At 51.4% G+C, this 20701-nt stretch carries 23 protein-coding genes; 13 read left to right on the forward strand and 10 right to left on the reverse strand.

The features are described from left to right. Window positions 1–494: 494 nt before the first annotated feature. The 6 genes from JW499_RS11910 to JW499_RS11935 all read left to right on the forward strand — a co-directional run bounded on the left by JW499_RS11910 (window position 495) and on the right by JW499_RS11935 (window position 4136). Window positions 495–737, forward strand: a complete 243-nt coding sequence (locus JW499_RS11910; RefSeq protein WP_205210812.1) for a TIGR02647 family protein — start codon at window positions 495–497, stop codon at window positions 735–737. A gap of 33 nt (window positions 738–770) precedes the next feature. Continuing rightward, a complete protein-coding gene (locus tag JW499_RS11915) occupies window positions 771–1433 on the forward strand; it encodes a putative 2OG-Fe(II) oxygenase (protein ID WP_205210813.1) in 663 nt (220 codons plus the stop codon). Between the two features lie 18 nt (window positions 1434–1451). Continuing rightward, a complete protein-coding gene (locus JW499_RS11920; RefSeq protein ID WP_205210814.1) occupies window positions 1452–2093 on the forward strand; it encodes an SGNH/GDSL hydrolase family protein in 642 nt (213 codons plus the stop codon). A gap of 65 nt (window positions 2094–2158) precedes the next feature. Continuing rightward, window positions 2159–2665: a disulfide bond formation protein B gene (locus JW499_RS11925; RefSeq protein ID WP_205210815.1), complete on the forward strand. Its 507-nt coding sequence runs from the start codon at window positions 2159–2161 to the stop codon at window positions 2663–2665. Between the two features lie 173 nt (window positions 2666–2838). After that, entirely contained in the window at window positions 2839–3810 is a 972-nt protein-coding gene (locus tag JW499_RS11930; RefSeq protein ID WP_205210816.1) for a GTP-binding protein, read from the forward strand. A 125-nt stretch (window positions 3811–3935) separates the two neighbouring features. Next, window positions 3936–4136 (forward strand): DUF2788 domain-containing protein, encoded by a 201-nt coding sequence (locus JW499_RS11935; RefSeq protein ID WP_091360797.1) that lies wholly within the window; start codon window positions 3936–3938, stop codon window positions 4134–4136. 53 nt (window positions 4137–4189) lie between these two features. On the opposite strand, the gene JW499_RS11940 is transcribed toward JW499_RS11935, so the two are convergent. Beyond that, window positions 4190–4693 (reverse strand): HugZ family pyridoxamine 5'-phosphate oxidase, encoded by a 504-nt coding sequence (locus tag JW499_RS11940; RefSeq protein ID WP_205210817.1) that lies wholly within the window; start codon window positions 4691–4693, stop codon window positions 4190–4192. A gap of 111 nt (window positions 4694–4804) precedes the next feature. Here JW499_RS11940 and kdsA point away from each other — a divergent pair, with 111 nt between their 5' ends. From kdsA to JW499_RS11955, 3 genes are all read left to right on the forward strand, one after another. Then, the gene (gene kdsA, locus JW499_RS11945) at window positions 4805–5650 is read left to right on the forward strand and encodes a 3-deoxy-8-phosphooctulonate synthase (RefSeq protein WP_205210818.1); all 846 of its coding nucleotides are present in this window, start codon (window positions 4805–4807) and stop codon (window positions 5648–5650) included. A 157-nt stretch (window positions 5651–5807) separates the two neighbouring features. Beyond that, window positions 5808–7793, forward strand: a complete 1986-nt coding sequence (locus tag JW499_RS11950) for an SUMF1/EgtB/PvdO family nonheme iron enzyme (protein ID WP_205210819.1) — start codon at window positions 5808–5810, stop codon at window positions 7791–7793. 5 nt (window positions 7794–7798) lie between these two features. Beyond that, window positions 7799–9232, forward strand: a complete 1434-nt coding sequence (locus JW499_RS11955; protein WP_205210820.1) for a DUF4139 domain-containing protein — start codon at window positions 7799–7801, stop codon at window positions 9230–9232. 120 nt (window positions 9233–9352) lie between these two features. Here JW499_RS11955 and JW499_RS11960 read toward each other — a convergent pair whose 3' ends face one another. Next, window positions 9353–9826, reverse strand: a complete 474-nt coding sequence (locus JW499_RS11960; RefSeq protein WP_205210821.1) for a tetratricopeptide repeat protein — start codon at window positions 9824–9826, stop codon at window positions 9353–9355. Between the two features lie 475 nt (window positions 9827–10301). Here JW499_RS11960 and cysK point away from each other — a divergent pair, with 475 nt between their 5' ends. Next, window positions 10302–11270, forward strand: coding sequence for a cysteine synthase A (gene cysK / locus JW499_RS11965; RefSeq protein ID WP_205210822.1), 969 nt, complete (start codon window positions 10302–10304; stop codon window positions 11268–11270). An 82-nt stretch (window positions 11271–11352) separates the two neighbouring features. Here the strand turns inward: cysK and JW499_RS11970 are convergent, their stop codons facing one another. From JW499_RS11970 to JW499_RS11990, 5 genes are all read right to left on the reverse strand, one after another. After that, the gene (locus tag JW499_RS11970; protein WP_205210823.1) at window positions 11353–11550 is read right to left on the reverse strand and encodes a hypothetical protein; all 198 of its coding nucleotides are present in this window, start codon (window positions 11548–11550) and stop codon (window positions 11353–11355) included. Window positions 11551–11739: 189 nt separating this feature from the next. Then, window positions 11740–12663 (reverse strand): Dyp-type peroxidase, encoded by a 924-nt coding sequence (locus JW499_RS11975; RefSeq protein WP_205210824.1) that lies wholly within the window; start codon window positions 12661–12663, stop codon window positions 11740–11742. A 128-nt stretch (window positions 12664–12791) separates the two neighbouring features. Next, window positions 12792–13172, reverse strand: coding sequence for an MmcQ/YjbR family DNA-binding protein (locus tag JW499_RS11980; RefSeq protein WP_205210825.1), 381 nt, complete (start codon window positions 13170–13172; stop codon window positions 12792–12794). Window positions 13173–13191: 19 nt separating this feature from the next. Next, window positions 13192–14037: a sulfurtransferase gene (locus JW499_RS11985; protein WP_205210826.1), complete on the reverse strand. Its 846-nt coding sequence runs from the start codon at window positions 14035–14037 to the stop codon at window positions 13192–13194. A gap of 88 nt (window positions 14038–14125) precedes the next feature. Then, window positions 14126–15406, reverse strand: coding sequence for a tryptophan--tRNA ligase (locus JW499_RS11990; RefSeq protein WP_205210827.1), 1281 nt, complete (start codon window positions 15404–15406; stop codon window positions 14126–14128). Between the two features lie 156 nt (window positions 15407–15562). On the opposite strand from JW499_RS11990, the gene JW499_RS11995 reads away from it, so the two are divergent. The 3 genes from JW499_RS11995 to yaaA all read left to right on the forward strand — a co-directional run bounded on the left by JW499_RS11995 (window position 15563) and on the right by yaaA (window position 17087). Then, window positions 15563–15865 carry a hypothetical protein gene (locus JW499_RS11995; RefSeq protein ID WP_205210828.1) on the forward strand — a complete coding sequence of 101 codons (303 nt, stop codon included), beginning with the start codon at window positions 15563–15565 and terminating at the stop codon, window positions 15863–15865. Between the two features lie 115 nt (window positions 15866–15980). Next, complete coding sequence (locus JW499_RS12000; protein ID WP_205210829.1) at window positions 15981–16214, forward strand: DUF2789 domain-containing protein; 234 nt, start codon at window positions 15981–15983, stop codon at window positions 16212–16214. Between the two features lie 99 nt (window positions 16215–16313). Next, window positions 16314–17087, forward strand: a complete 774-nt coding sequence (gene yaaA, locus JW499_RS12005; protein ID WP_205210830.1) for a peroxide stress protein YaaA — start codon at window positions 16314–16316, stop codon at window positions 17085–17087. 94 nt (window positions 17088–17181) lie between these two features. Here the strand turns inward: yaaA and JW499_RS12010 are convergent, their stop codons facing one another. The 3 genes from JW499_RS12010 to JW499_RS12020 are packed head-to-tail and all read right to left on the reverse strand — an operon-like array spanning window position 17182 to window position 20690. After that, the gene (locus tag JW499_RS12010; RefSeq protein WP_205210831.1) at window positions 17182–18057 is read right to left on the reverse strand and encodes a Tim44 domain-containing protein; all 876 of its coding nucleotides are present in this window, start codon (window positions 18055–18057) and stop codon (window positions 17182–17184) included. 45 nt (window positions 18058–18102) lie between these two features. Beyond that, on the reverse strand, window positions 18103–19002 hold the full coding sequence (locus JW499_RS12015; protein ID WP_205210832.1) for a DMT family transporter: 900 nt from the start codon (window positions 19000–19002) through the stop codon (window positions 18103–18105). Further along, window positions 19002–20690, reverse strand: coding sequence for a potassium channel family protein (locus JW499_RS12020; protein ID WP_205210833.1), 1689 nt, complete (start codon window positions 20688–20690; stop codon window positions 19002–19004). The genes JW499_RS12015 and JW499_RS12020 overlap by 1 nt, the downstream gene beginning before the upstream one ends. Window positions 20691–20701 lie beyond the last annotated feature (11 nt).

Below are 20701 nucleotides of genomic sequence, written 5' to 3' on the forward strand. Positions count from 1 at the left end.
CTGCGAACGAAGACAACGTTGCGCGCTTTTTCGCAACGGCCCGAAGGGGAATCATCCACCCCCTACCACCATCGAATTAAAACAAAATCGCCTCGCAGCTTTTTCGCGGGGCGTTTTTGTTTTAACCGTTCGTCAGTGTAGTGCGTTCGGGCCACCGAAGGTGGTTCGAGTCGAAGTGAGCCTGCGAACGAAGACAGCGTTGCGCGCTCTTTGCACAACGGTAATCCATCCGAACGCTTCGCTCAGACCGCAGCAAAGAACGCTGCTCGCCAGACGCGACTTCGTCGCTTGCTAGTTGCTTATCCCGAAAAAGCTAACGTTCTAACCAACACTCTGCCTGGCATCCGACAGGTCACGATCGCTGTGACACTCGGACCTCAATAAGACCGCCCTAAATCAACAACCCACACATTTCTTCACTCCCCCTCTGTACCTTGCGGTTATCCTGTGCCAATGTGTGGGAAATATCTGAATAGCAGTTGGAGAATAACAATATGCCTTTGACAAACGATATCCAGGAAGAGATCAATATGCTGATTCGTTTCAGCCAGAGCAGTGATCATCAGGGACTCAAAGTACATCAGGATATAGCGGCAGCGGAACTGGTTAACGCGACTCAGCGCCTGTTTGATAAGAAACTCATTACCCAGATTGACGGCGGCTATCTGACGCCCCTTGGACACGAAGCAGCAGATCAGGCTCACGCTCTGCTGAATATTCTCAACGCGCCTAAATAAGACGTGCAACAAGACCTGAAAAAGACCCCGTTCATGCATCAAGCAGAGATCCTCATTGAAGATATCAACGTCTGGGAAACCCAGATGTTTACTGTGCAAAATCCGCTGCACAGTACTATCCGGGCTCCCCTTCTGAAACTGATTTACAACCTGCGGGATAGTCAGCAACAGGCCATAGAGAGTGACGTCGCGCCAACAGCCAAACACGCACTTTATGAAAGTACGCTGGATCTGCTGCAGCATCCCGATCCGGTTATTTCAGAGCTGCGGGAGTTTATTCAGGAGATGCTGATTACCGTTGCCAGTGCCGTCAATGAACCGTTCTGGCCTGAAGGCGCTCAGGCCAGGGCTGATATCGTCGAATCCTGGTTTCATGTCACTGAAAACGGGGGTTATCATGATACCCATGCGCATCCGAATTGCTCCTGGTGCGGTATCTACTACGTTGACGCCGGGGAGTGCGACATCCGGAGTCGTAATGGCATCAACCGCTTCTACGATCCACGCCACGGCGCGGACCAGTATCTGGATGCAGGCACGGCCTATCTCAACGGCACTGGCAGCTGGGATTTTGCCGCCGTTGAAGGCCAGGTGGTTATTTTCCCCTCCTATCTCAAGCATGCAGCGATGCCCTATTTTGGTCAGCAGGACCGGGTTATTATCGCCTTTAACAGTCAGATCCATTTTCAGGAATAAACTTTAAAAGGAGGCCCTGTGAAACAGATTCTGGTTTATGGAGACTCACTTAGCTGGGGAATCATTCCTGATACACGCCAGCGGTTTGAATTTCACCAGCGCTGGCCCGGCCAGCTGGAACTGCTGATCAATCAGACGGGAGCATCGATACGGGTGATCGAGGACTGTCTCAATGGTCGCAGAACGGTACTGGATGACCCCTTCAAACCGGGGCGTAACGCCGCCGCAGGCTTGCAACAACGTATCGAGATAAACTCCCCGTTAGAACTGATCATCATTATGCTGGGCAATAATGATTTTCAGAGCCCGCATATGTTTACCGCAACGGAAGCCGCCCAGGGGGTTGCCACATTAGTGCAGACGATTCGACAAGCCCCCGTAGAACCGGGCATGCAGATCCCCCCGATCTTACTGCTCTGCCCACCCCCGATTATCCGGCCTAAGGGGGTAATTGCTGAAAAATTCAGAGGTGCTGAAACCAAGTGGTCAGGACTCAGCCAGGCTTTGAAAAAAATCGCCGCCGACACTCAGTGCGATTTTTTTGACACAGGCAGTGTAATCAGTGCCAGTAAAGTAGACGGTATCCACCTCGATCTGGAACAACATCAACAACTGGCAGTATCGATTCATCCCATTGTTGAGGATATATTAAAGCGCTGACGGAACTTCCGCCGGCATCACGAATCTGATCTGCAACATATCATCTTCTACACACAGGACTGGCAATGCTCAACATTCTCAACTGTTTTTTCCGCAGCCCATGGTACTGGCTGACCATGATTGTGGCCGGCGTGGCCATGGAAGGCGTAGCGCTTTATTATCAGTATGTTCTCAACTACGGTCCCTGCGTACTCTGTATCCACGTCCGCATCTGGGTGCTGGCGTTTATCCTGCTGGGGGTTCTTGGGCTACTGTGCCACAACAGCCGGCCCCTGAGTATTCTGATCAGCCTGTTGACGGTGGTGGCGGCGGTGGGTTTAACCGAGCGCTCCTGGATGACCTTTGCCATTGAGCGCAACCTGATTGAAGGCAGCTGCACGATGGGCACAGGCCTGCCTGAGTGGTTTGCACTGGACCGCTGGCTACCCGCTATTTTTGAACCCTGGGAACTGTGCGGCTGGACCCCTGAACTGATGTTCGGTATTACCATGGCGGAAGCACTGTTGGTGACCTCAGCCCTTGCCGTTATAAGCACACTGCTGGCGACCCTCGCTCTGTACAAAAAACACTGAAACCTTTGCTTATCAAAGCGCTACCTTATACTCTCATACCCTGTTGGCTGACAGGGCCTGAAGGATCTGTTGAGACCGACAGCGGGCATGCGTCCCCTACCAGTAGAGAACAGCAGACAGAATCAGTAAAGAAAAAGAGGCAAACGCCCGGTTAAAACGGGCCATTTAGAGCGATGAAAGATCCCAAAATTGTCTTCTTTGGTCCGGTAGGCGCTGGCAAAACAACCGCTATCGCGACAATCACTAACAACAACAGCGCCACCACCGAAGCCCGTATCTCGGATACCGGCATGAGGCGTAAAAGCAGAACCACCGTAGCGATGGATTATGCGCTGTTAGAAAACGACGGCCAACGGATCCACCTTTACGGTACCCCGGGACAGGAGCGGTTCCGGTTTATGTGGGAAATGGTCTCAACCGAGCTCGCCCAGGACTGCAGTGGCCACATTATGTTGCTGGATAATGCCCGCAACCACCCCCGTAAAGATCTCGAGTTCTACCTGCATAACTTCACTATTTACAATCCTCATACCCGCCTGGTTATCGGCGTCACCGGAAGCGACCTGGTCCCCACACCAACCCGGGCCGATTATGCTGCATGGCTCACCGAACTGGAGATAAAGGCCCCGCTGTTTTTTATCGATGCCCGCCGGGCTGAAGACATCCAGTTGTTGATTGATCAGATCCTGCAACCGGAATTACCCGCGCATGCCAACGCAAGTGATTATGGTGTATCGCAGACAGAAGATGAGATAAGCCTCGAAGACCTGTTTGCAACAACACATGATTATCCGTTATTCACTCCAGCACTGATCACTGAGATTGAATCGATTGGCCCGGTGAGCGGCGCGGCGCTATTGAACGGCGACAACCAGCCTGAATACTCCTCTCTTAGACATCATCAGCTACAGCAACTGCTGACGTTTACTGCCGACCTTCCTGCGGTACGTCGCCGGATAGATGATTGTGGCTCTATCGAAAGCTTTACCCTGCGTACCGGGACAGAGGGATACTATCTGGTGATGCTGGCTGGCAATCAGGTACTGGGGATCCACTGCAGTGACCAATTCAGTCTGCTGACACTAAAGCAGGAGATCGATAACCGGATGCAGTGGAGCGTTAACCTGACGCCATCATCAACCTGAGGCATAAGCTTATACCGAAAACATCCAGCAAAAAACGCTCCGCCACGCCCGTTCCGATTGCACATCCGCGCCCTGAATCTGTACAATCCGGGTCCCTTTAGATTTATTAAGATAAGGATTACCTGGTGCGTCTGGCTGAAATTGAAGCGATCTCTCTGAATGTGGGCATTACCGTCTTCGCCGCCTATGTGTTTTTTATCATCTATGATCTGGCCAAAAAATCAAATGCAGGCAAGTTTGGCACGGCCGTTCTGTTCTTTGCCCTGGGTCTGGGTCTGGCTGCTTTTCTGGTGAAAACGGTGGTTGTATACATGATAGAGGGCTGATATGACAAAGCGTTTATATCAGTGTTCTGCAATCAAAACCGCCCTTTAAAACCTCAGCGCCGCAGCGTTTCAGCAGTAACCGGCTGTAGCTGAAAACCCGGCATCTGTATACTGAATGCCTTCCCAAATCCCAGCACCAGGCGCCCCTGCCCTGGGGTCAGTCGAAACAGTATGAAATCCGGAAGGGTGCTCAACAACTCCACCGTCGGTCCATGTCTTTCGCGGTATAGTTCCATCACCGTATCATACTCCGGGGTATTACGATCCACCTCACTGGCCTGACATTGCAGGCTTACCCGGTTTCGGGCAAACAGGTTGCGACTGACCGCCTCATCCTCAATCAACATGACCCCAACGGCCGGCGAGCGCATCAGGTTAACAGTATGAGAGGCAAGTTGACTGACAAAAATATAGAGCTGACTGTCACTTAAAACGAACGGTGAATAACTTGCTTCAGGGCTGCTCTCGCCCTGAGTCGCCAGCTGCAGCGTTTTACTGTCATGCAACAAATGATTCAACTGTTCAACCGCCTGATCACCGGTCTGCGTCTCTGGCATTGCGACCTCCTCCAATGGTTATTAATCAACCGACTGAATATAAATATACTCCATTGCCCGGCAGATTAACGTATAATCTCCCGCGTATTAATACTGACAGGGTTTGTGAATATGCAACAGAAAGTGGTTAAAGCCGGGGAGATCTCAATCTCAAATGAGATGCCAATGGTGCTGTTTGGTGGCATGAATGTTTTAGAATCCAGAGATCTGGCGATGCAGATCGCAGAACATTATGTTGAAGTCACCCGCCGACTGAATATCCCCTACGTTTTTAAAGCCTCTTTCGATAAAGCCAACCGTTCCTCTCTGACCTCTTTCCGTGGTCCCGGACTGGATGAAGGCCTGAAAATTCTGCAGGAGATCAAAGAAACGTTTCAAGTCCCTCTGATCACCGATGTGCACGAACCCTATCAGGCAGCACCCGTTGCAGAGGTCTGCGATATTATTCAGCTGCCAGCCTTCCTCTCCCGCCAGACCGATCTGGTACAGGCGATGGCCAAAACGGGAGCGGTAATCAATATTAAGAAAGCCCAGTTCCTGGCCCCTCAGGAGATGAAACATATCCTCAAAAAATGTGAGGAGGCAGGCAACAGTAAGCTGATTCTGTGTGAGCGGGGCAGCAGCTTTGGTTATAACAACCTGGTTGTGGATATGCTCGGCTTCTCCATCATGAAAGAGATGGGCTACCCGGTGATGTTCGATGCAACTCACGCACTGCAGATGCCTGGCGGCAGAAGTGACTCGGCCGATGGTCGTCGTGCACTGGTCGCCCAGTTATCAAGAGCAGGACTTGCTCAGGGCATTGCCGGGCTGTTTCTTGAAGCGCACCCGGACCCTACCCAGGCAAAATGTGATGGTCCCTGCGCTCTGCCACTGGACAAGCTGGAACCCTATCTGGCCCAGATGAAGGCTGTGGATGAACTGGTAAAAAGCTTCCCCCCACTGATCACTGAATAACCCTCGTGTGGCGGCCCTTTCGGGGCTGCCAACAGTCTGTCTGTTACCTTTCTGCCAAGATACCTGTCGTTTTGACAGCTGTTAACCTTAACTCTTTGTTAGTCATACTCTATTATCATACAGAATCGCCAGGATTATCGATTAAGGGTGCACAGGAATGGCTACACCAAGCGACCTCATCTACGACAAACTTGAACCGGGCCAGGTGATCGGCCCGGATCATCATCAGTTCAGGCTCACCAGCCAGTTTCAGACTAACCGCTTTGGCCAGCTCTGGTACGCAGAGGACCTGTCCACCAGCCGGTCGGTACCTGTCACCCTGCAGATTTTTGACCCTGCGCTGCTGAAACATCAGGGGTTTATCGATTCGGCCCAGAAACATATCGTCCTGAGTAAGAAGTTTAAACACCCGCACCTTGCGGAATATTATGGAATGTTCCGCCATAAAGGGATTCTGCTGTTCTTTGCCGTGGAGCTGATGGACGGCCTGACTCTGGAAAAACTACTCAACAGCGGCCAGGCCAACAAGCTCAAGGATAACCAGAAAAAAGGGTTGCTACAGCAACTGGCAACGGCTATCGATACCGCCCATGCCGGAGCAGGACAAGCGCATAAAGGGATCTGCCCGGCATCAATCTTTATCAACAAGCAGGGCGGAGTAAAGCTGGCTAACTTTGCCTTCGATGAAGCGATGACTATAGCCGATGAGATGAGCAATATTCCCTCCTCCCATCTGGCTTATCAGGCGCCTGAGTCGTTCCACCCCAATCCGGTCACCGTCGAAGCCGATATCTACGCATTCGCCTGTATTGTTTACCAGCTACTGAGTGGTAAAGCCCCGTTCCTGGCTACCGATGATGAATCAACCCGGGTACGCAAAGAGCTTAAAAGACCATCTGCACTAAATCCGGAGCAGTGGGAAATTCTGCAATCAGCCTTTGCCACTGATCCGGAGCAGCGGCCACGCCAGGCCACGCAGTTATTCAAGAATATAATTGAAGCTGGCGATAAAAAGGAACCTCAGCCTGAGGATGATATTCCTGAACCGCTACAGGAAGACTCGTCACAACGACGCAGGTTCTGGCCCATCCGTGTACCCGACTGGGCGATCTCAGCCCTGATTTTCATCTCTGGTTTTCTACTGGGTTTTACGATTGCCTTCTTCATCGGTTTAGACAACACCGGGAAGGTTGAGGTGGCTCTGGATCAGGTCCGCACAGAACTGCAACTCGCCCGGGAAGATATCGCAGCGCTGCAACAAACGCTCAGGACGGAACGTCAGGATCGGGCCCTTGAAACCGAAACGCTGCGTAATGAACTGAAAAACAAGGCCGATGAAGCCCAGTCGCTGCATAAAGAGCTGATGGATGTAAAGTTTGCTGACCCGGATAAGCTGACCGTGTTCACTGATCAGCTGGACGACGGATTTAAAGGCCCACAGATGATCATTATCCCCCGCGGGAGCTTCATCATGGGCGACCAGAAACTGGTCGGTGATGACAACGAGCTGCCCGCCCACCAGGTGACTATCAGCCACCGTTTTGCGCTGTCACGGAACGAGGTCACCTTTAACGACTATGATTACTATGCCCGCTCCATGGGACGCCCTCTGCCCAGCGATGAGGGCTGGGGGCGCGGCAATCGCCCGGTGATTAATGTCAGTTGGAAAGATGCCAAAGCCTATGTGCAGTGGCTGGCATTACTGACGGGGCAGCCTTACCGCCTGCCCACTGAAGCAGAGTGGGAATACGTTGCCCGGGCAGGAACCGACACCAACTACTGGTGGGGTGACGAGCTTGAAACTGAGCGCGCGGTCTGTGGTGAGTGCGGCACAGAATGGGACGGCAAAAAAACCGCCCCGGTAGCATCTTTTCCGCCAAATTCATGGGGCATTCATGATATGAACGGTAATGTCGATGAATGGGTTGAGGACTGCTATCAGGACTCCTATTTTGGCGCCCCCGAAGATGGTTCTGCCATGATTGATGGTGATTGTGAATTCCGGGTAATGCGCGGCGGTTCCTGGTTCGATATCGGCCGGGTAATCCGCTCATCAAGCCGCTACCGCCACCTGCCAGATAGCAGTAAGAACAGTTGGGGATTCCGTATAGCACTCGACCTGTCCGATAAACCAAACGAGTAAGAGTGATGCCTAAATACCAGACCAACACCCGCCTGCCCACACTATTACCCATAATAATGATGGGCGTGTTAGCCAGCACAACACTGCACGCTGCCCCACTGACCGTGGATGCGGAAAAACAAAAGGATCTGAGTATTACCCTGTACAATCAGAACCTCGGACTGGTCAGAGATGTCCGCAGCCTGCCCCGCATCAACCCGGGACAGACCCTCTATATCCGCGACGTCAGCCATCAGATAATGAGCCAGACCCTGCAGGTAGACAATGCCGGACAAATTCTTGAGCAGAACCTAAACAATAATCTGATCTCCGTTTATGCACTGCTTAACGCCTATACCGGCAAGACAGTGCAACTGGCTCGTTTTAACAGTGTCACCGGCAACGAAACCGTTGCGGATGTATTGTTATTGAGCTCCGAAGGCAACCAGGCACTGATTGAACAGCAGGGACAGATCGAAACCGTACCGGTAAACCAGCAGGGCTGGCGCTTTATCTTTCCATCCATACCGGAGGGGATGCAGGCCCGTCCAAGCCTCGAGATCCGCTCTGCTGGCACCCCCAAAGCCAGTGATGCAGTACTGACCTACCTCACCTCGGGACTCAGTTGGCAGATGGATTATGCGCTGGTGCTGAACACCCTGGGTGATCAGCTTAAGCTTGATGGACTGGCAACCCTGAACAACAATACCGGGGTGGACTTCCAAAACAGCAAAGTGCTGTTAATGGCCGGCCAGGTCAATCAGCCTCCCGCGCCGATGCTGCGCCAGAAAACAGCCATGCTGATGGCCGAGTCGATGGCAGACAGCGGTGCGCCACAGGCATTTCAGGATTATCAACTGTACAAGCTGCCTCAACGGGCCAGCCTGCTTAATGGGCAGACCAAGCAGGTCAGCCTGATCAGTGCCGATAAGGTTGCCGCCAGAAAAACCTATCACTATCAGTTTCAGGTATACCCCTCACTGAACCGGGAGACCTTTGATCAGAAGCCGGATATTACTATCAGCTTTCGCAACGGGGAAAAAGAGGGGCTGGGCTTTCCACTGCCAGCCGGTACCGCCAGAGTGTTCAGTCCTGATGCAGAGGGGCTGAAACACTTTATTGGCAGCGCCACTATCCCAAACAGCAGCAAAGGGCAAATCATCAACCTGCCAGTAGGCAAAGCATTTGATCTGACCATCAAACAGCAACAGACCCTGTTTGAGAAACACGACAACAGCATTCTCAGTGGTTATGACCTGAAACTCAGCAACAGCAGCAACCAGCCGAAAGAGATTGAGATCACCGCGAATTTCCATCAGGACTGGAAGGTGACCGAGAGCAGCCACCCCTATACCCGGGTAAACGCCAGTCAGTTGCTCTGGACCATCAGTATACCGGCAGATAGCACCAGCCATCTGCAATTTAAAACCGAACTAAAAAATCTGCTGGAGAAAAACTGACAAAGAGGGGAGTCAGCGCCTGTCGGAGTTCCAGGGGGTGCTGTTACCACCATGATGCCGGGCCAGAGTCATACACCCTGTTGTCCAGGGCTATGAAAACCGGCTCTTTAACACAGACGCTTAATAGTGGCCCGCTTCCAGCTGATCGAGCCAATAGGCTGCATCGATGCCGGATTTTTCCTGTTGCAACTCCCCCTTGCTGCAGATATCAACCATTCGCCTGAGGGCCAGTATATGCCCGGATTCAGCTGACTGACGATAATACTTAACCGCCTTAACAGGGTCTGCCGGATAGGTCTGATACCCCTCCTCAAAGATCTTTCCCATCTGGTAAGCCGCTTTACTATCACCTTTATCAGCCGCCCGCTCCAGATAGATCAGTCCCTGTATGCGGTTATTCATCCCCTCGCCCCGAAAGTGCAACAGATGGCCATACACCGAGAGAGCCCTGACGCTGCCATAGTCAGCAGCATAACGAAACAGCTTCATGACAAACCTATGTTTAGCCTTCGACCCCTTGAATAGGGGCAGATGAAACAGCTGGAAAGCGATCCAGCCCAGCAGTGGAGCGATCAATGTCATAAACAAACGCATCAGAACACCTCAGCCAATAGAAAATCTGAGCCGCAACAATATCAGAACTGTCTGATATTAAAACTGATTAAAGTTAAGGATTATCATGTCAGCTTAGCAAACTGACCGTTACCCGCATGTTTTTTATCATAGACCAGTCTCACTCAGGCACAGCCTCTTGCACAGGCAGTTCTTGGTAAAGAGTTCTTATTACTAGCCCCGCTTATGACAGGCGACTCTTATAACAATAGTCGATCAGACCTGGGACATTTTATACTGGATCGACAGCCCACTCTTCCCCTGACAAAGTGTGTGGCTCAATCACTTGCTATAAACCGATTATTGCGCTTAAATCAGTTACAGTTTAGCTATAGAAAAATGATTTTTTATAGCTATAAGGAATATATTTAAGCCGAAGTTAAATATTTTAGTCCGGTCGAAGGCGTCTTCACGAACACCTCTGCGGCCGCGTTTTTAAGTCGTTACAGGTACTTTTATGAAAACATTTGAAGATAATTCACTGACCATCGGTGAAACCCCGCTGGTTCACCTGAACAGAATCGCCCCCGGAAAGAAAATCTTCGCTAAACTGGAAAGCCGCAACCCTGCTGGCTCAGTTAAATGCCGCATCGGGGCAAACATGATCTGGGCTGCTGAAGAGAATGGCACACTGAAACCCGGAATGACGCTGGTTGAACCGACTTCAGGCAATACCGGTGTTGCGCTGGCTTTTGTGGCCGCATCACGGGGCTATAATCTGACCCTGACAATGCCCTCCTCTATGAGCCTTGAACGTCGTAAGCTCATGAAAGCGCTGGGAGCTGAAATTGTTCTGACAGAGCCGGCCAAAGGTATGAAAGGGGCCATTGAAAAAGCCCAGGAGATCGTCAATAGCGATCCCCAAAGCCACCTGATGCTGCAACAGTTTGAAAACCCGGCCAACCCTGCGATCCATGAAAAAACCACCGGGCCGGAGATCTGGAACGATACCGATGGTCAGATCGACATTCTGGTTGCCGGGGTCGGCACCGGAGGAACAATCAGCGGCGTATCACGCTATATTAAACAGCAACAGGGCAAAGCGATCACTACGGTTGCGGTTGAACCGACCGCGTCTCCGGTAATCACCCAGACGATTAACCATGAAGAGATTAAACCCTCGCCGCACAAAATCCAGGGTATCGGGGCGGGTTTTGTACCTAAGAACCTTGATATGTCTATCGTCGATCAGGTTGAGCAGGTTTCCAATGAGGATGCTATCGAGATGGCTCGCCAACTTATGCAGAAAGAGGGTATTCTGGCGGGTATCTCCTGTGGCGCAGCGCTGAGCGCCGCGATGAAGGTTGCCGATCAGCCAGGAAATGAAGGTAAGATGATCATTGTCATTCTCCCCGACTCCGGCGAACGCTATCTCTCCACGCCGCTGTTTGAAGGGATGTTCAGCGATAATGAACTCGTTCAGTAACTCGCTCTATCGACAACAAAAAACCGGGCCAGGCCCGGTTTTTTTAACGGAAATTACTGCACAGTTTCGCAAACCTTAGTCTTCAGGAAACCATTCTCCGAATCTCTTCGTGACTGGGGAACTTTGGAAGATGATCAACAAAAACTTTACCATTGCTCAATTTCTTAACAGTGTACCAACGCGCTTTTCGCTCGTCCCCACTAAAATGGCCATCCACTTCAAAGTTTTCGCCATCTACTCCCAGTACTGCAATCGTTCTTTTTACCGGCTCATTTTGCATACTCGGCTCCACTTTCTTATATTAGCACTCTGCTTCTTTTACAGTCCGTTACGTGCCTGTCTTCGCAGACTACGAAATCTGGACTGCAGCTCCTATCTCCAGAATTTTCCAATTCCTTAAGTTTAGTCTATTGAACCAGTTTGACAAACCGGTGACACTTTGCAGTCGATCCCGTGACACAAAAAATTATCAGATCAGCTGTTCCAGCCACTGTGAAGAGGGCGCAAAAAAGGCCTGCCCTGTCACCGCAGTCGTGAAGTTCATCAGATGATCGTGATGACCCGAACCATCACCCAGCACCATACTTTCCAGGATCTTTGTAAAGGGCTCAGCCGAGCGACAGTACGAAGCAAACATCAACCCTCTGCGCGTCAGGTTGCCGTAGGGCAAACTGTGACGCAATATTTCAATTGAGCGCCCTTCAGAGTCTTTCAGTGACGCCCGTTTAGTATGGGCAAAAGCAGCTTTATCCGCGCTGGCATATTCACGGTTATCTGCTTTGGTCCGGCCGAGAATGTCTTCCTGTTGCTGCAGCGGGATCTGATTCCAGGCTTTCAGATCATGTTCATAGCGCTGCAGGTGTATATAACTGCCACCAGCAAAAACAGAATCCTCCTCCCCGACCAGTGCAACCTCTGCCCGATGATCCCCTTCGGGGTTTTCTGTACCATCGACAAAACCGGTCAGATCCCGGCTGTCGAGATAACAAAAGCAGTGAACTTCTTCAGCCAGTTCAGCATGGCCGGTAAGTTTTTCAGAGAACAATGCAGCCACTTCATAATTAAGATCGTGTCGTTCAGAGCGGATATGCAGCAACAGATCAACCGGTGTATGGGGCATGCTGATCCCGCCATTGCTCAGGGCTGGAAATGCCCTTAACTGTGCAGGCCGCTGTTGCGGACTTAGCTGACCCCAGTATTCACTGCCAATGGCAACGGTGATGTGCATATCCGCATCAGGGTAGCGTTGCCTGAAACTCTGTTCGGTCGCAGGCACCTCAGCGAGCACCTGACGCAGGCAGTCTGCTGACTCGGGTGAGCGGTTGATATTCAGGGTAATAAACAGGGCATCAGCGTTAGCTTCGGCAATAACACCTGACTGAAAACGGGTCATAACGAACTCCATATCGTGAAAATTCAGTGCTGTTAACAGATATCTCAACTGACAGAAAGCTTAACGCTTATAACAGCCGGATTAAACTCGTTTTCAGGATTTACTGACAAGACCGGACTGAGCAGAAGTTAACGGTATAAAGTTTCACAACCGTATTTCAGTTCCAGCGGCAGTCGCTCTTTCCGGGTCATCCCTTTCACCACCAGACCATAGGAACGATCGATCATCCTCTGCAGCTCTCCGGCAGGGATACTCCCATCCAGTATAACCGTGTTCCAGTGACGTTTATTCATATGATAGCCAGGCAGCACAGCTGTGAATATATCCCGCAACATCTGCGCCTCTGCAGGATCACATTTAAGATTCATCCGCGCGACACCGTCTTCGACGGAGAGCGTCGCAAACATCTTATTGCGCACCTTCATAACGGCGATATGGGGGTAAAAAGGAAAATCCTCCCAGGCTTCAGGACGACTGAGCAGATAATGACGCGCACTCTGGTGATCCATAAGCCTCTCCTTTGCGCGGCTATTGACCGGTTGCCACCGGCCGCTGAGGATCACGAATCCACTCGCTCCAGGAGCCCGGATAGACCTTCGAGCCATGGAGTCCGGCATGCTCCATCGCCAGTTGATTATGGCAGGCGGTCACCCCTGAGCCACAGTAATGAGCCACCTGTTGCGACGGACAGCCTTGCAGAATACTCAGCCACTCCTGATGTAACTGATCGGCGGATTTAAACAGACCATCGCTTGTAAGGTTCAGCTGTAGTGGGCGGTTAATCGCCCCGGGGATATGCCCTGCCACCGGATCGATCGGTTCCTGTTCGCCGCGAAAACGCTCAGGGGTACGGGCGTCGACAAGTGCACCCTCTTCAGGATAACGGGCAACCTGTTGCAAAGGCAGGATCATCGAAAGATCAGGCTGACCACCAAAGTCACCCTCTGATAGCAAAGGCAACTGATCACTGACGGGCAGACCGGCGGCAAGCCAGGCGGGATAGCCGCCATCCAGCACAGCGACCTGCTTGTGCCCCAGCACGCGCAACAACCACCAGGCACGGGCCGCCATCGCACCATTACAGTCGTCATAGACCACAACCTGAGTGCCACTATTCACGCCACGCTTACGCAGCACCGCACAGAGTATGGCAAAATCAGGCAGTGGGTGCCGGCCACTGTCGGCTGTAACAGGTGATGACAGCTCAGTCTCCAGATTCAGGTAACCCGCCCCTGAGATATGCCCCTCAAGGTAGACCACTTCACCCTTTTCCGGGGCTGTCAGATAGGAACGGCAGTCGAGCACAACCACTGCCGCAGGCTCTGCCTGAAGCAGAGTATCCAGCTGTGTAACTGAGATCAGAGTGGTATACATTTGTATCTCTCCAGAGTCCGTATTATGCAGGAGCACTATCGCCAGGGAGCAGACCTCCCCCTGACAGCAGTTTTACTTACAACAGTACTCAGACCAGCAACGCGGCCAGCTCTTCGCGCAGCAGGTCCAGTTCATTCTGCGCTTTCTGCCTGGCTTTTTTCTTCAACGACTCCACTTCAGCCGCTTTCTCGGCAATCAGCCGTTTTGCCTCGGTCGCACTGTCGTCAGCACTGTTAACCCGGTCCAGCAACGGTTTAAGTTGCATCAGGATCGCCCGGCGACGTCCCTCTTCCGCCCTGGCAAGTTGTTCAGCAGACTGCTCTTTCTCTTTTTTCGCTGCGGCCGCAGTGGAGCCCCCCTGCCAGGTCAGAGGCCGAATGCCCACCGCCACACGGATATCCTTGAGGAATGGTGCCGCGTGGCTACGGGCTTTTTCAGCACCTTTGAGCAGCTGTTGTTCAACAAATCCGAGGTCATTCATCAGCCGGTTATACTCTTCGCGGGGCTTACTCAGATAGCTGTCAAGAAACTCAAACAGCTCTTTCTTCGCGTCTCCCCAGCCAATACCATTGTCAAACTTACTGCGCATCTGAGCCTGCTCAGCAGCAGTGGCAAAGTTTGCGTACAGCTGGAAAATGGTACTGCTATCCGCATCTTTTGGCTCTCCCGGTTCCCGGGCATCCGTTTTGATCTGTTTGATCAGCTTATATAGCTCATCGGAAGGGCTGAACAATGGGATAGTATTATCGTAGCTCTTCGACATCTTACGACCATCCAGCCCCGGAATCAGCTGCGTCTGTTCATCCACCTGTGCTTCCGGCAGATTAAACAGTGTGCCGTAGGTGTGATTGAAACGACCGGCGATATCCCGCGCCATCTCAATATGCTGAATCTGATCTTTACCCACGGGGATAATATCGGCATTAAACATCAGAATATCCGCCGCCATCAGAATCGGATAGCTGAACAGTCCCATGGTGACATCATCGTCGTCCTGACGGCCCGCTTCACGGTTAGCATCGACGGAAGCCTTATACGCATGGGAGCGGTTCATCAGACCTTTAGAGGTCATGCAGGTAAGGATCCAGGTCAGCTCGGTAATCTCTGGAATATCGGTCTGGCGGTAAAAGGTCGCCTTATCGGTATCCAGCCCCAGCGCCAGCCAGGTTGCCGCAATTTCACGGGTGGAACGGGCCACCCGGTCAGGGTCGTGACATTTAATCAGGGCATGGAAATCAGCCAGAAAGAAGTAACTGTTATAGTTACTGTTCAGACTGGCCTCAATCGCGGGCTGAATGGCGCCCAGATAGTTACCAATATGTGGGGTACCGGTGGTCGTAATACCGGTCAGAACGGTCTGCTTGGTCATCGGATTATCTTTTTACTGATAGCTAACGAAAATTGCGCTCTATAATACAAGAAAATTGAGTGGCTGGCCTGGGTTATCGCCGATGAAATGATCACAAGGGTTTTTTCAGACCCTGATCAGTGGTACAAATAGCCATCTCTTATGTAAGGAATCACTATGACCTCGCTTCTCCCCTCTTTTATTGTTCTGGGTTCATTGCTGATAACCCTGGTTATCATGATACGCCGCGCACCTGATCGTAAACCTGCAACGATTGTCAATAACATCATTATGAGCGCCCTCTGCTTTGTCGGAGGTATGCTGATCTCTGCCATGTATACCCGCGCTGTAGGCAATGAAAACTCGAGCCCGTTTATTATTGCGATTCTGGTCGCTATCGGTACATTCGGGGCACTGGCAATCTATATCAAACTGGATGAAAAGCAGAAACTTGAACGGCAACAGGGCAACAACGACTGAATATCGGTCATATCAACGCAGCTGCTTCCTGCCTGATCAGATTCACAGCCAGCACTTTGACAAAGCCCTCATCCTGACCAAGACTTAATGGGCAATTTTTAAAATGGAGGTCGTGATGGACAGATCAGCACATACGATGAACGCCCTGTTTGAGCAGTTGGGTATGCCCGGCGATGATTCATATATCGATCAGTTTATCCGCACCCACACCCTGTTCAGCCAGGATGTTAAGCTGTCTGAAGCCACATTCTGGACAGACAGCCAGGCAGAGTTTATCAAAGAGTGTCTGGAGACAGATTCAGACTGGTGTGAGGTAGTGGATGATCTGAATACCAGACTTCACTCCTGACTATCAGGCTCATAGCGATAACTTATCGGCCAGCCCTTTCCAGGGCTGGCCTTTTTAGTTTAGGATCAGAGCATTATCAGAAAATGACACACATATACTATGCTACTGGTTATCTCCCCTGCTAAAAATCTCGATTACGATACGCCGGCTACAACCGGGCGTTATACACAACCGCAGCATCTGGATCATGCCGAACAACTGATTCAGACACTACGGGATTACTCAGTTCAGGATATTGCCGAACTGATGAAGCTCAGCGACAAGCTATCGGCGCTGAATGTTGCCCGGTATGAAAGCTGGTCTCAGCCCTTCACTCCGGAAAATGCCAAACAAGCGGTTCTGGCGTTCAACGGGGACGTCTATAGTGGACTCAACGCTGAAGATTTCAGCGAAGCTGAACTGGAGTTTACCCAGCAACACCTGCGTATCTTGTCAGGCCTTTATGGCGTACTGAAACCTCTGGACCTGATGCAGCCCTACCGTCTGGAGATGGGAACCAAACTGGCAAACAGCCGGGGCAAAGACCTATATGGGTTCTGGGGCAACATTGTCACTGATGACCTGAATCAGACACTGGCAGAGAGCGATCAGCCGGTCTTGATTAACCTGGCCTCTAATGAGTACTTCAAATCCGTTAAGCCTAAAGCTCTCAATGCACGGATCATCACCCCGGTGTTTAAAGACTGGAAAAATGGTCAGTACAAAATCATCAGCTTCTTTGCCAAAAAAGCCCGCGGACTGATGTGCCGCTACGCGATCAAAAACCAGATCAGTGATGCTGAACAGCTGAAAAATTTCGATCTGGCCGGTTATCAGTATGATGACAGCCTGTCGAATGGCGATACCTGGGTGTTTACCCGCAAAGAAAGCTGATATTTTTCCAGTAAAAACAAGCTTTAACTCATAAAAAACGCTGCCAAACGCAGCGTTTTTTATGTCTGTAAAACGAAGATAATCGAAGACTAAATCAGGGCTGTTGAATACCCACAATAACCCAGTTTGCCTCAGCGCCGTTCATCTCCCGACGCAGATGCCAGATCTCACTAAACTCAGTGGTCTGATCACTATCCTCTTTCAGCCAGCCGTAGAAGTTGATCGAAGCGATAACATGATCATCGTTGTCGATAAAGTTTGCCAGCTCAGCCATGACGGAAACCACTTCTGTCGTCTGATCAGCCGGTTGCTTCGCCCGCTCCTGTTTCAGAACATCCAGAACCTCTGCCGAGGTGTAGGTGGCAATATCATCCCAGTCACTCTTATCCCAGGCAGTTTGCAGATGGCTGAAATGCCCCTTTGCGCCTTCAATAAATGCCTGCTCATTAAACCACTCGGGCAGCTGCAATGATTCTGAGCAAAAGTTAAAACCGGCTCCGGTTGCCGGTGAAATATCCTGATAATCCGGTGTTTCTGCCTGCTCACGGCGCTGAGTCTGAGCCGTTTCAGGTTGCGCCCGCTGATGTCCGGCATATTGAGGTTGTGAACCACCTTTCATCGCAGAGAAAATTTTCACTGCAGCAAAGATCAACAGTCCGATCAGCAGGATATCCATAAACTGAATGCCATCAAAGGCTCCACCAAAGAACAGCGCGCCCAGCAAACCACCCGCCAGAAGACCGCCCATCAGACCACCAAAGCCGCTGCGACGTGGCTGACCTGCTGCATTGGTTGTACTGCCCGTTGGCGCAGCTTTCTGCTGAGTCGGTGCCGCGGGCTGAACTCTCTTTGGCGTTGAATAGGATTTACCAAAACTAAAACCACCGCCAAAACGTTTCGCTTCGGCATCGGGTACAAGCAGACCAAAACCGATAATCAGTGTAAACAATGAGACCAACAGGGTACGCATAGAAACTCCTAGAACTGTATTTCAGCCATCCAGCGGCACTGAGAATTATGCTGATGACTTTTTATCGTTATGGCTGCGACCGGCAAAGATCGCCAGATAGATGCCGCTGAATATTAGCCCCATCCCTATAAAATGGAAAGGTTCCACCGCCTCATTGAGGAAGATAACCGAGAGAATCAGGCCAAACAGCGGCATCAGATGGATAAACAACCCAGCCTTAGCCGGCCCCAGTTCCGCCACCCCCCGGTTCCAGAAGATGTAGGAAAGGATCGACGGACAGATCGCCATATAGATGATCGCTGACAGGGTCTGCGGACTCCATTGCGGACGGGCTCCGGCGAGATATTCCCACAACATAAATGGAAACAACACCACGACGCCCACTACCACGGTAAAGCCAAAAAAGGTAAAACCATCCAGCTCAACCGGTTTCAGTCGCAACATCACTGAATAAGCGGACCAGCTCAGCACTGCGGCTATAATCCACAGATCACCGCGATTAAACGACAGGGTCATCAGGATCTCCGGATCCCCCTTGGCCACCAGCATCAACACCCCGGTCAGCGAGATAATGACCCCCAGCCACTGTCGGCGAACCACGGTTTCCCCGAGAAACAGCGAGGTAAACACAAGTATGATAATAGGTACCGCTGACTGCATCAGCGTCGCATTGGTTGCCTGAGTGGTCTGAACACCAAGATAGATAAAGGAGTTAAAACAGACCACGCTGAGTACCGATAACAGGATTAATATGGGCAGATGTTGCCGGATCAGGGGCCATTTACGCAGGATACGTGGCAGCACAAAAGGCAGGATGATCAGCAACGCCAGCCCCCAGCGCATAAATGACATGGTCAGAGGGGGAAAATCAGCATGAATGCCCCGGGCAGTAACAAAGTTACCCGCCCAGAACAGGACTGTCAGGGTCAATAGAAAATAGGGCATCAGATTCGCTTCAACAATTTGGCCAGCAGGTTATGACTCGGTTCTTCGCCGGTCTGAAGATAGTAAAGAATATTGTAATTATTGATACTCCAGCTCATCTGATTGCTGGCTTCCGCCAGACCACAAAAGAGTATCTCATCCCCCTCTTCCAGCTCAGTCAACTCACCCGGTAACAGTTTAAGATCGCCATTGCGGCGAAACATCAGCGGAAAACAGGGCAACTGATCCTTACGATGGCGTGGATCTTTCATCAAATTACTCAGCTTAACGCCAACCCCCTCAGCCGAGAGTGTGGTAATTGCCGGGGTTGTCTCCGGACTCACGGTAATAGACCAGCTATCCAGCTCTCTATCAGAGGCGATACTGCTCATCCGGTTAAGCAGAGTATGTGACCAGACATCATCCTGCAACTGCATCTGTTCGATAAAAACCGGCAATAAGGGAGTTTTCAGTTTCGCCAGAATCCGGTTGGCGATGATCTTGCCGGGCTCCATAATGAAGTCCGCCTTAGAGTTCTTATACACCAGCATATTGGTGCTGAGATTCTGACGAACCACCGTCACCAGCTTTGGGTTTAGCTCTTTTGCGGTCATAATAATCGACAGATTATCGGCATCGTTATCGGTGCCTGCAACAATACCCACCGCTTCCTGAATGCCCGCCAGCTCCAGGGTCTGTGCTTCAGTACCCAGCCCGATCACGGTGTTATTAAAACTCTTCAGCTGCGAGGGATCATCATCCAGCAGGATAAGCTCCACATCATGTTTGGCAAACTCCCGCGTCAACGCCTTACCGAACCGACCCAGGCCGCAAATGATCCAGCGACCGCTGGTTTTCTTGTAAGCACTGGACAGCGGCCGGTGATAGGGATTGACCAGCCAGTCATAAACCAGATGGGTATAGGGAGCATGGGCAGCCAGAGAGAGATATTCAGCATAGTCCCTGAACGGATCGACTATATAGTCGGTGCCGAAGGAGGCCAGATTACGGGCATTCACTTCAGACTCTGTGCGACTCACCACCAGCCGGCCCGGTGCCAGCAATTTGCTGGCGATTGAGATAGACAGATTAACGTTATCATCATTGGTCAGCGCCAAAACCCCGATACAGCTGGGATGTTGCAACCCCGCATCATCCAGCACCTCGGGCAGAGAAGCATCGGCACACAGCCCGGGGACACGCAGAACTAGTCCGTCAACTTCCAGTTCATCGATGCGTTCCTGTTCGATATCGATCACCACCGAACGGATCCCCCGATTACAGAGTTTTTTGATAATGGCACTGCCGGTGATGCCATAACCACAGATCAGATAAAATGGTTCATTAAAGTTTCTGACCTCTTTGGCGAAGGCCCGTCGGCGGAGCATGCGGCCAAACATCGGTTCCTGAAACAGCGCCAGTAGTGAACCGATACTGTACAACCACGCAATCACCGTGCCGTAGATCGACACCAGTGTCCAGGCCCGCTGAGCCGAGGTAAAGGCATAGGGGATCTCACCAAAACCGATGGTCGAGCCCATAAAACTGACAAAATAGATGGCATGGAAAAAATCCATATGCCAGACGTTGCCCTGATCATCCTGACCGGGAATCATGACAAACCCCAGAGTTGCCAGCGAGTAGATAGAGATCAGGGTGATCAGGGGATGTCGCAGGCGGCGCAACATCACATAGAAGATATCGTTCATAACGCAGCGCT

The sequence above is a fragment of the Amphritea pacifica genome, assembly GCF_016924145.1.
Classification (GTDB): domain Bacteria; phylum Pseudomonadota; class Gammaproteobacteria; order Pseudomonadales; family Balneatricaceae; genus Amphritea; species Amphritea pacifica.

Bases quoted from the DNA above. Each gene is read 5' to 3' on its own strand.
- JW499_RS11910 (WP_205210812.1), top strand. From the start codon at position 495: ATGCCTTTGACAAACGATATCCAGGAAGAGATCAATATGCTGATTCGT.
- JW499_RS11915 (WP_205210813.1), top strand. From the start codon at position 771: ATGCATCAAGCAGAGATCCTCATTGAAGATATCAACGTCTGGGAAACC.
- JW499_RS11925 (WP_205210815.1), top strand. From the start codon at position 2,159: ATGCTCAACATTCTCAACTGTTTTTTCCGCAGCCCATGGTACTGGCTG.
- JW499_RS11930 (WP_205210816.1), top strand. From the start codon at position 2,839: ATGAAAGATCCCAAAATTGTCTTCTTTGGTCCGGTAGGCGCTGGCAAA.
- JW499_RS11940 (WP_205210817.1), bottom strand. From the start codon at position 4,693: ATGCCAGAGACGCAGACCGGTGATCAGGCGGTTGAACAGTTGAATCAT.
- kdsA (WP_205210818.1), top strand. From the start codon at position 4,805: ATGCAACAGAAAGTGGTTAAAGCCGGGGAGATCTCAATCTCAAATGAG.
- JW499_RS11950 (WP_205210819.1), top strand. From the start codon at position 5,808: ATGGCTACACCAAGCGACCTCATCTACGACAAACTTGAACCGGGCCAG.
- JW499_RS11955 (WP_205210820.1), top strand. From the start codon at position 7,799: ATGCCTAAATACCAGACCAACACCCGCCTGCCCACACTATTACCCATA.
- JW499_RS11960 (WP_205210821.1), bottom strand. From the start codon at position 9,826: ATGCGTTTGTTTATGACATTGATCGCTCCACTGCTGGGCTGGATCGCT.
- cysK (WP_205210822.1), top strand. From the start codon at position 10,302: ATGAAAACATTTGAAGATAATTCACTGACCATCGGTGAAACCCCGCTG.
- JW499_RS11970 (WP_205210823.1), bottom strand. From the start codon at position 11,550: ATGCAAAATGAGCCGGTAAAAAGAACGATTGCAGTACTGGGAGTAGAT.
- JW499_RS11975 (WP_205210824.1), bottom strand. From the start codon at position 12,663: ATGACCCGTTTTCAGTCAGGTGTTATTGCCGAAGCTAACGCTGATGCC.
- JW499_RS11980 (WP_205210825.1), bottom strand. From the start codon at position 13,172: ATGGATCACCAGAGTGCGCGTCATTATCTGCTCAGTCGTCCTGAAGCC.
- JW499_RS11985 (WP_205210826.1), bottom strand. From the start codon at position 14,037: ATGTATACCACTCTGATCTCAGTTACACAGCTGGATACTCTGCTTCAG.
- JW499_RS11990 (WP_205210827.1), bottom strand. From the start codon at position 15,406: ATGACCAAGCAGACCGTTCTGACCGGTATTACGACCACCGGTACCCCA.
- JW499_RS11995 (WP_205210828.1), top strand. From the start codon at position 15,563: ATGACCTCGCTTCTCCCCTCTTTTATTGTTCTGGGTTCATTGCTGATA.
- JW499_RS12000 (WP_205210829.1), top strand. From the start codon at position 15,981: ATGGACAGATCAGCACATACGATGAACGCCCTGTTTGAGCAGTTGGGT.
- yaaA (WP_205210830.1), top strand. From the start codon at position 16,314: ATGCTACTGGTTATCTCCCCTGCTAAAAATCTCGATTACGATACGCCG.
- JW499_RS12010 (WP_205210831.1), bottom strand. From the start codon at position 18,057: ATGCGTACCCTGTTGGTCTCATTGTTTACACTGATTATCGGTTTTGGT.
- JW499_RS12015 (WP_205210832.1), bottom strand. From the start codon at position 19,002: ATGCCCTATTTTCTATTGACCCTGACAGTCCTGTTCTGGGCGGGTAAC.
- JW499_RS12020 (WP_205210833.1), bottom strand. From the start codon at position 20,690: ATGAACGATATCTTCTATGTGATGTTGCGCCGCCTGCGACATCCCCTG.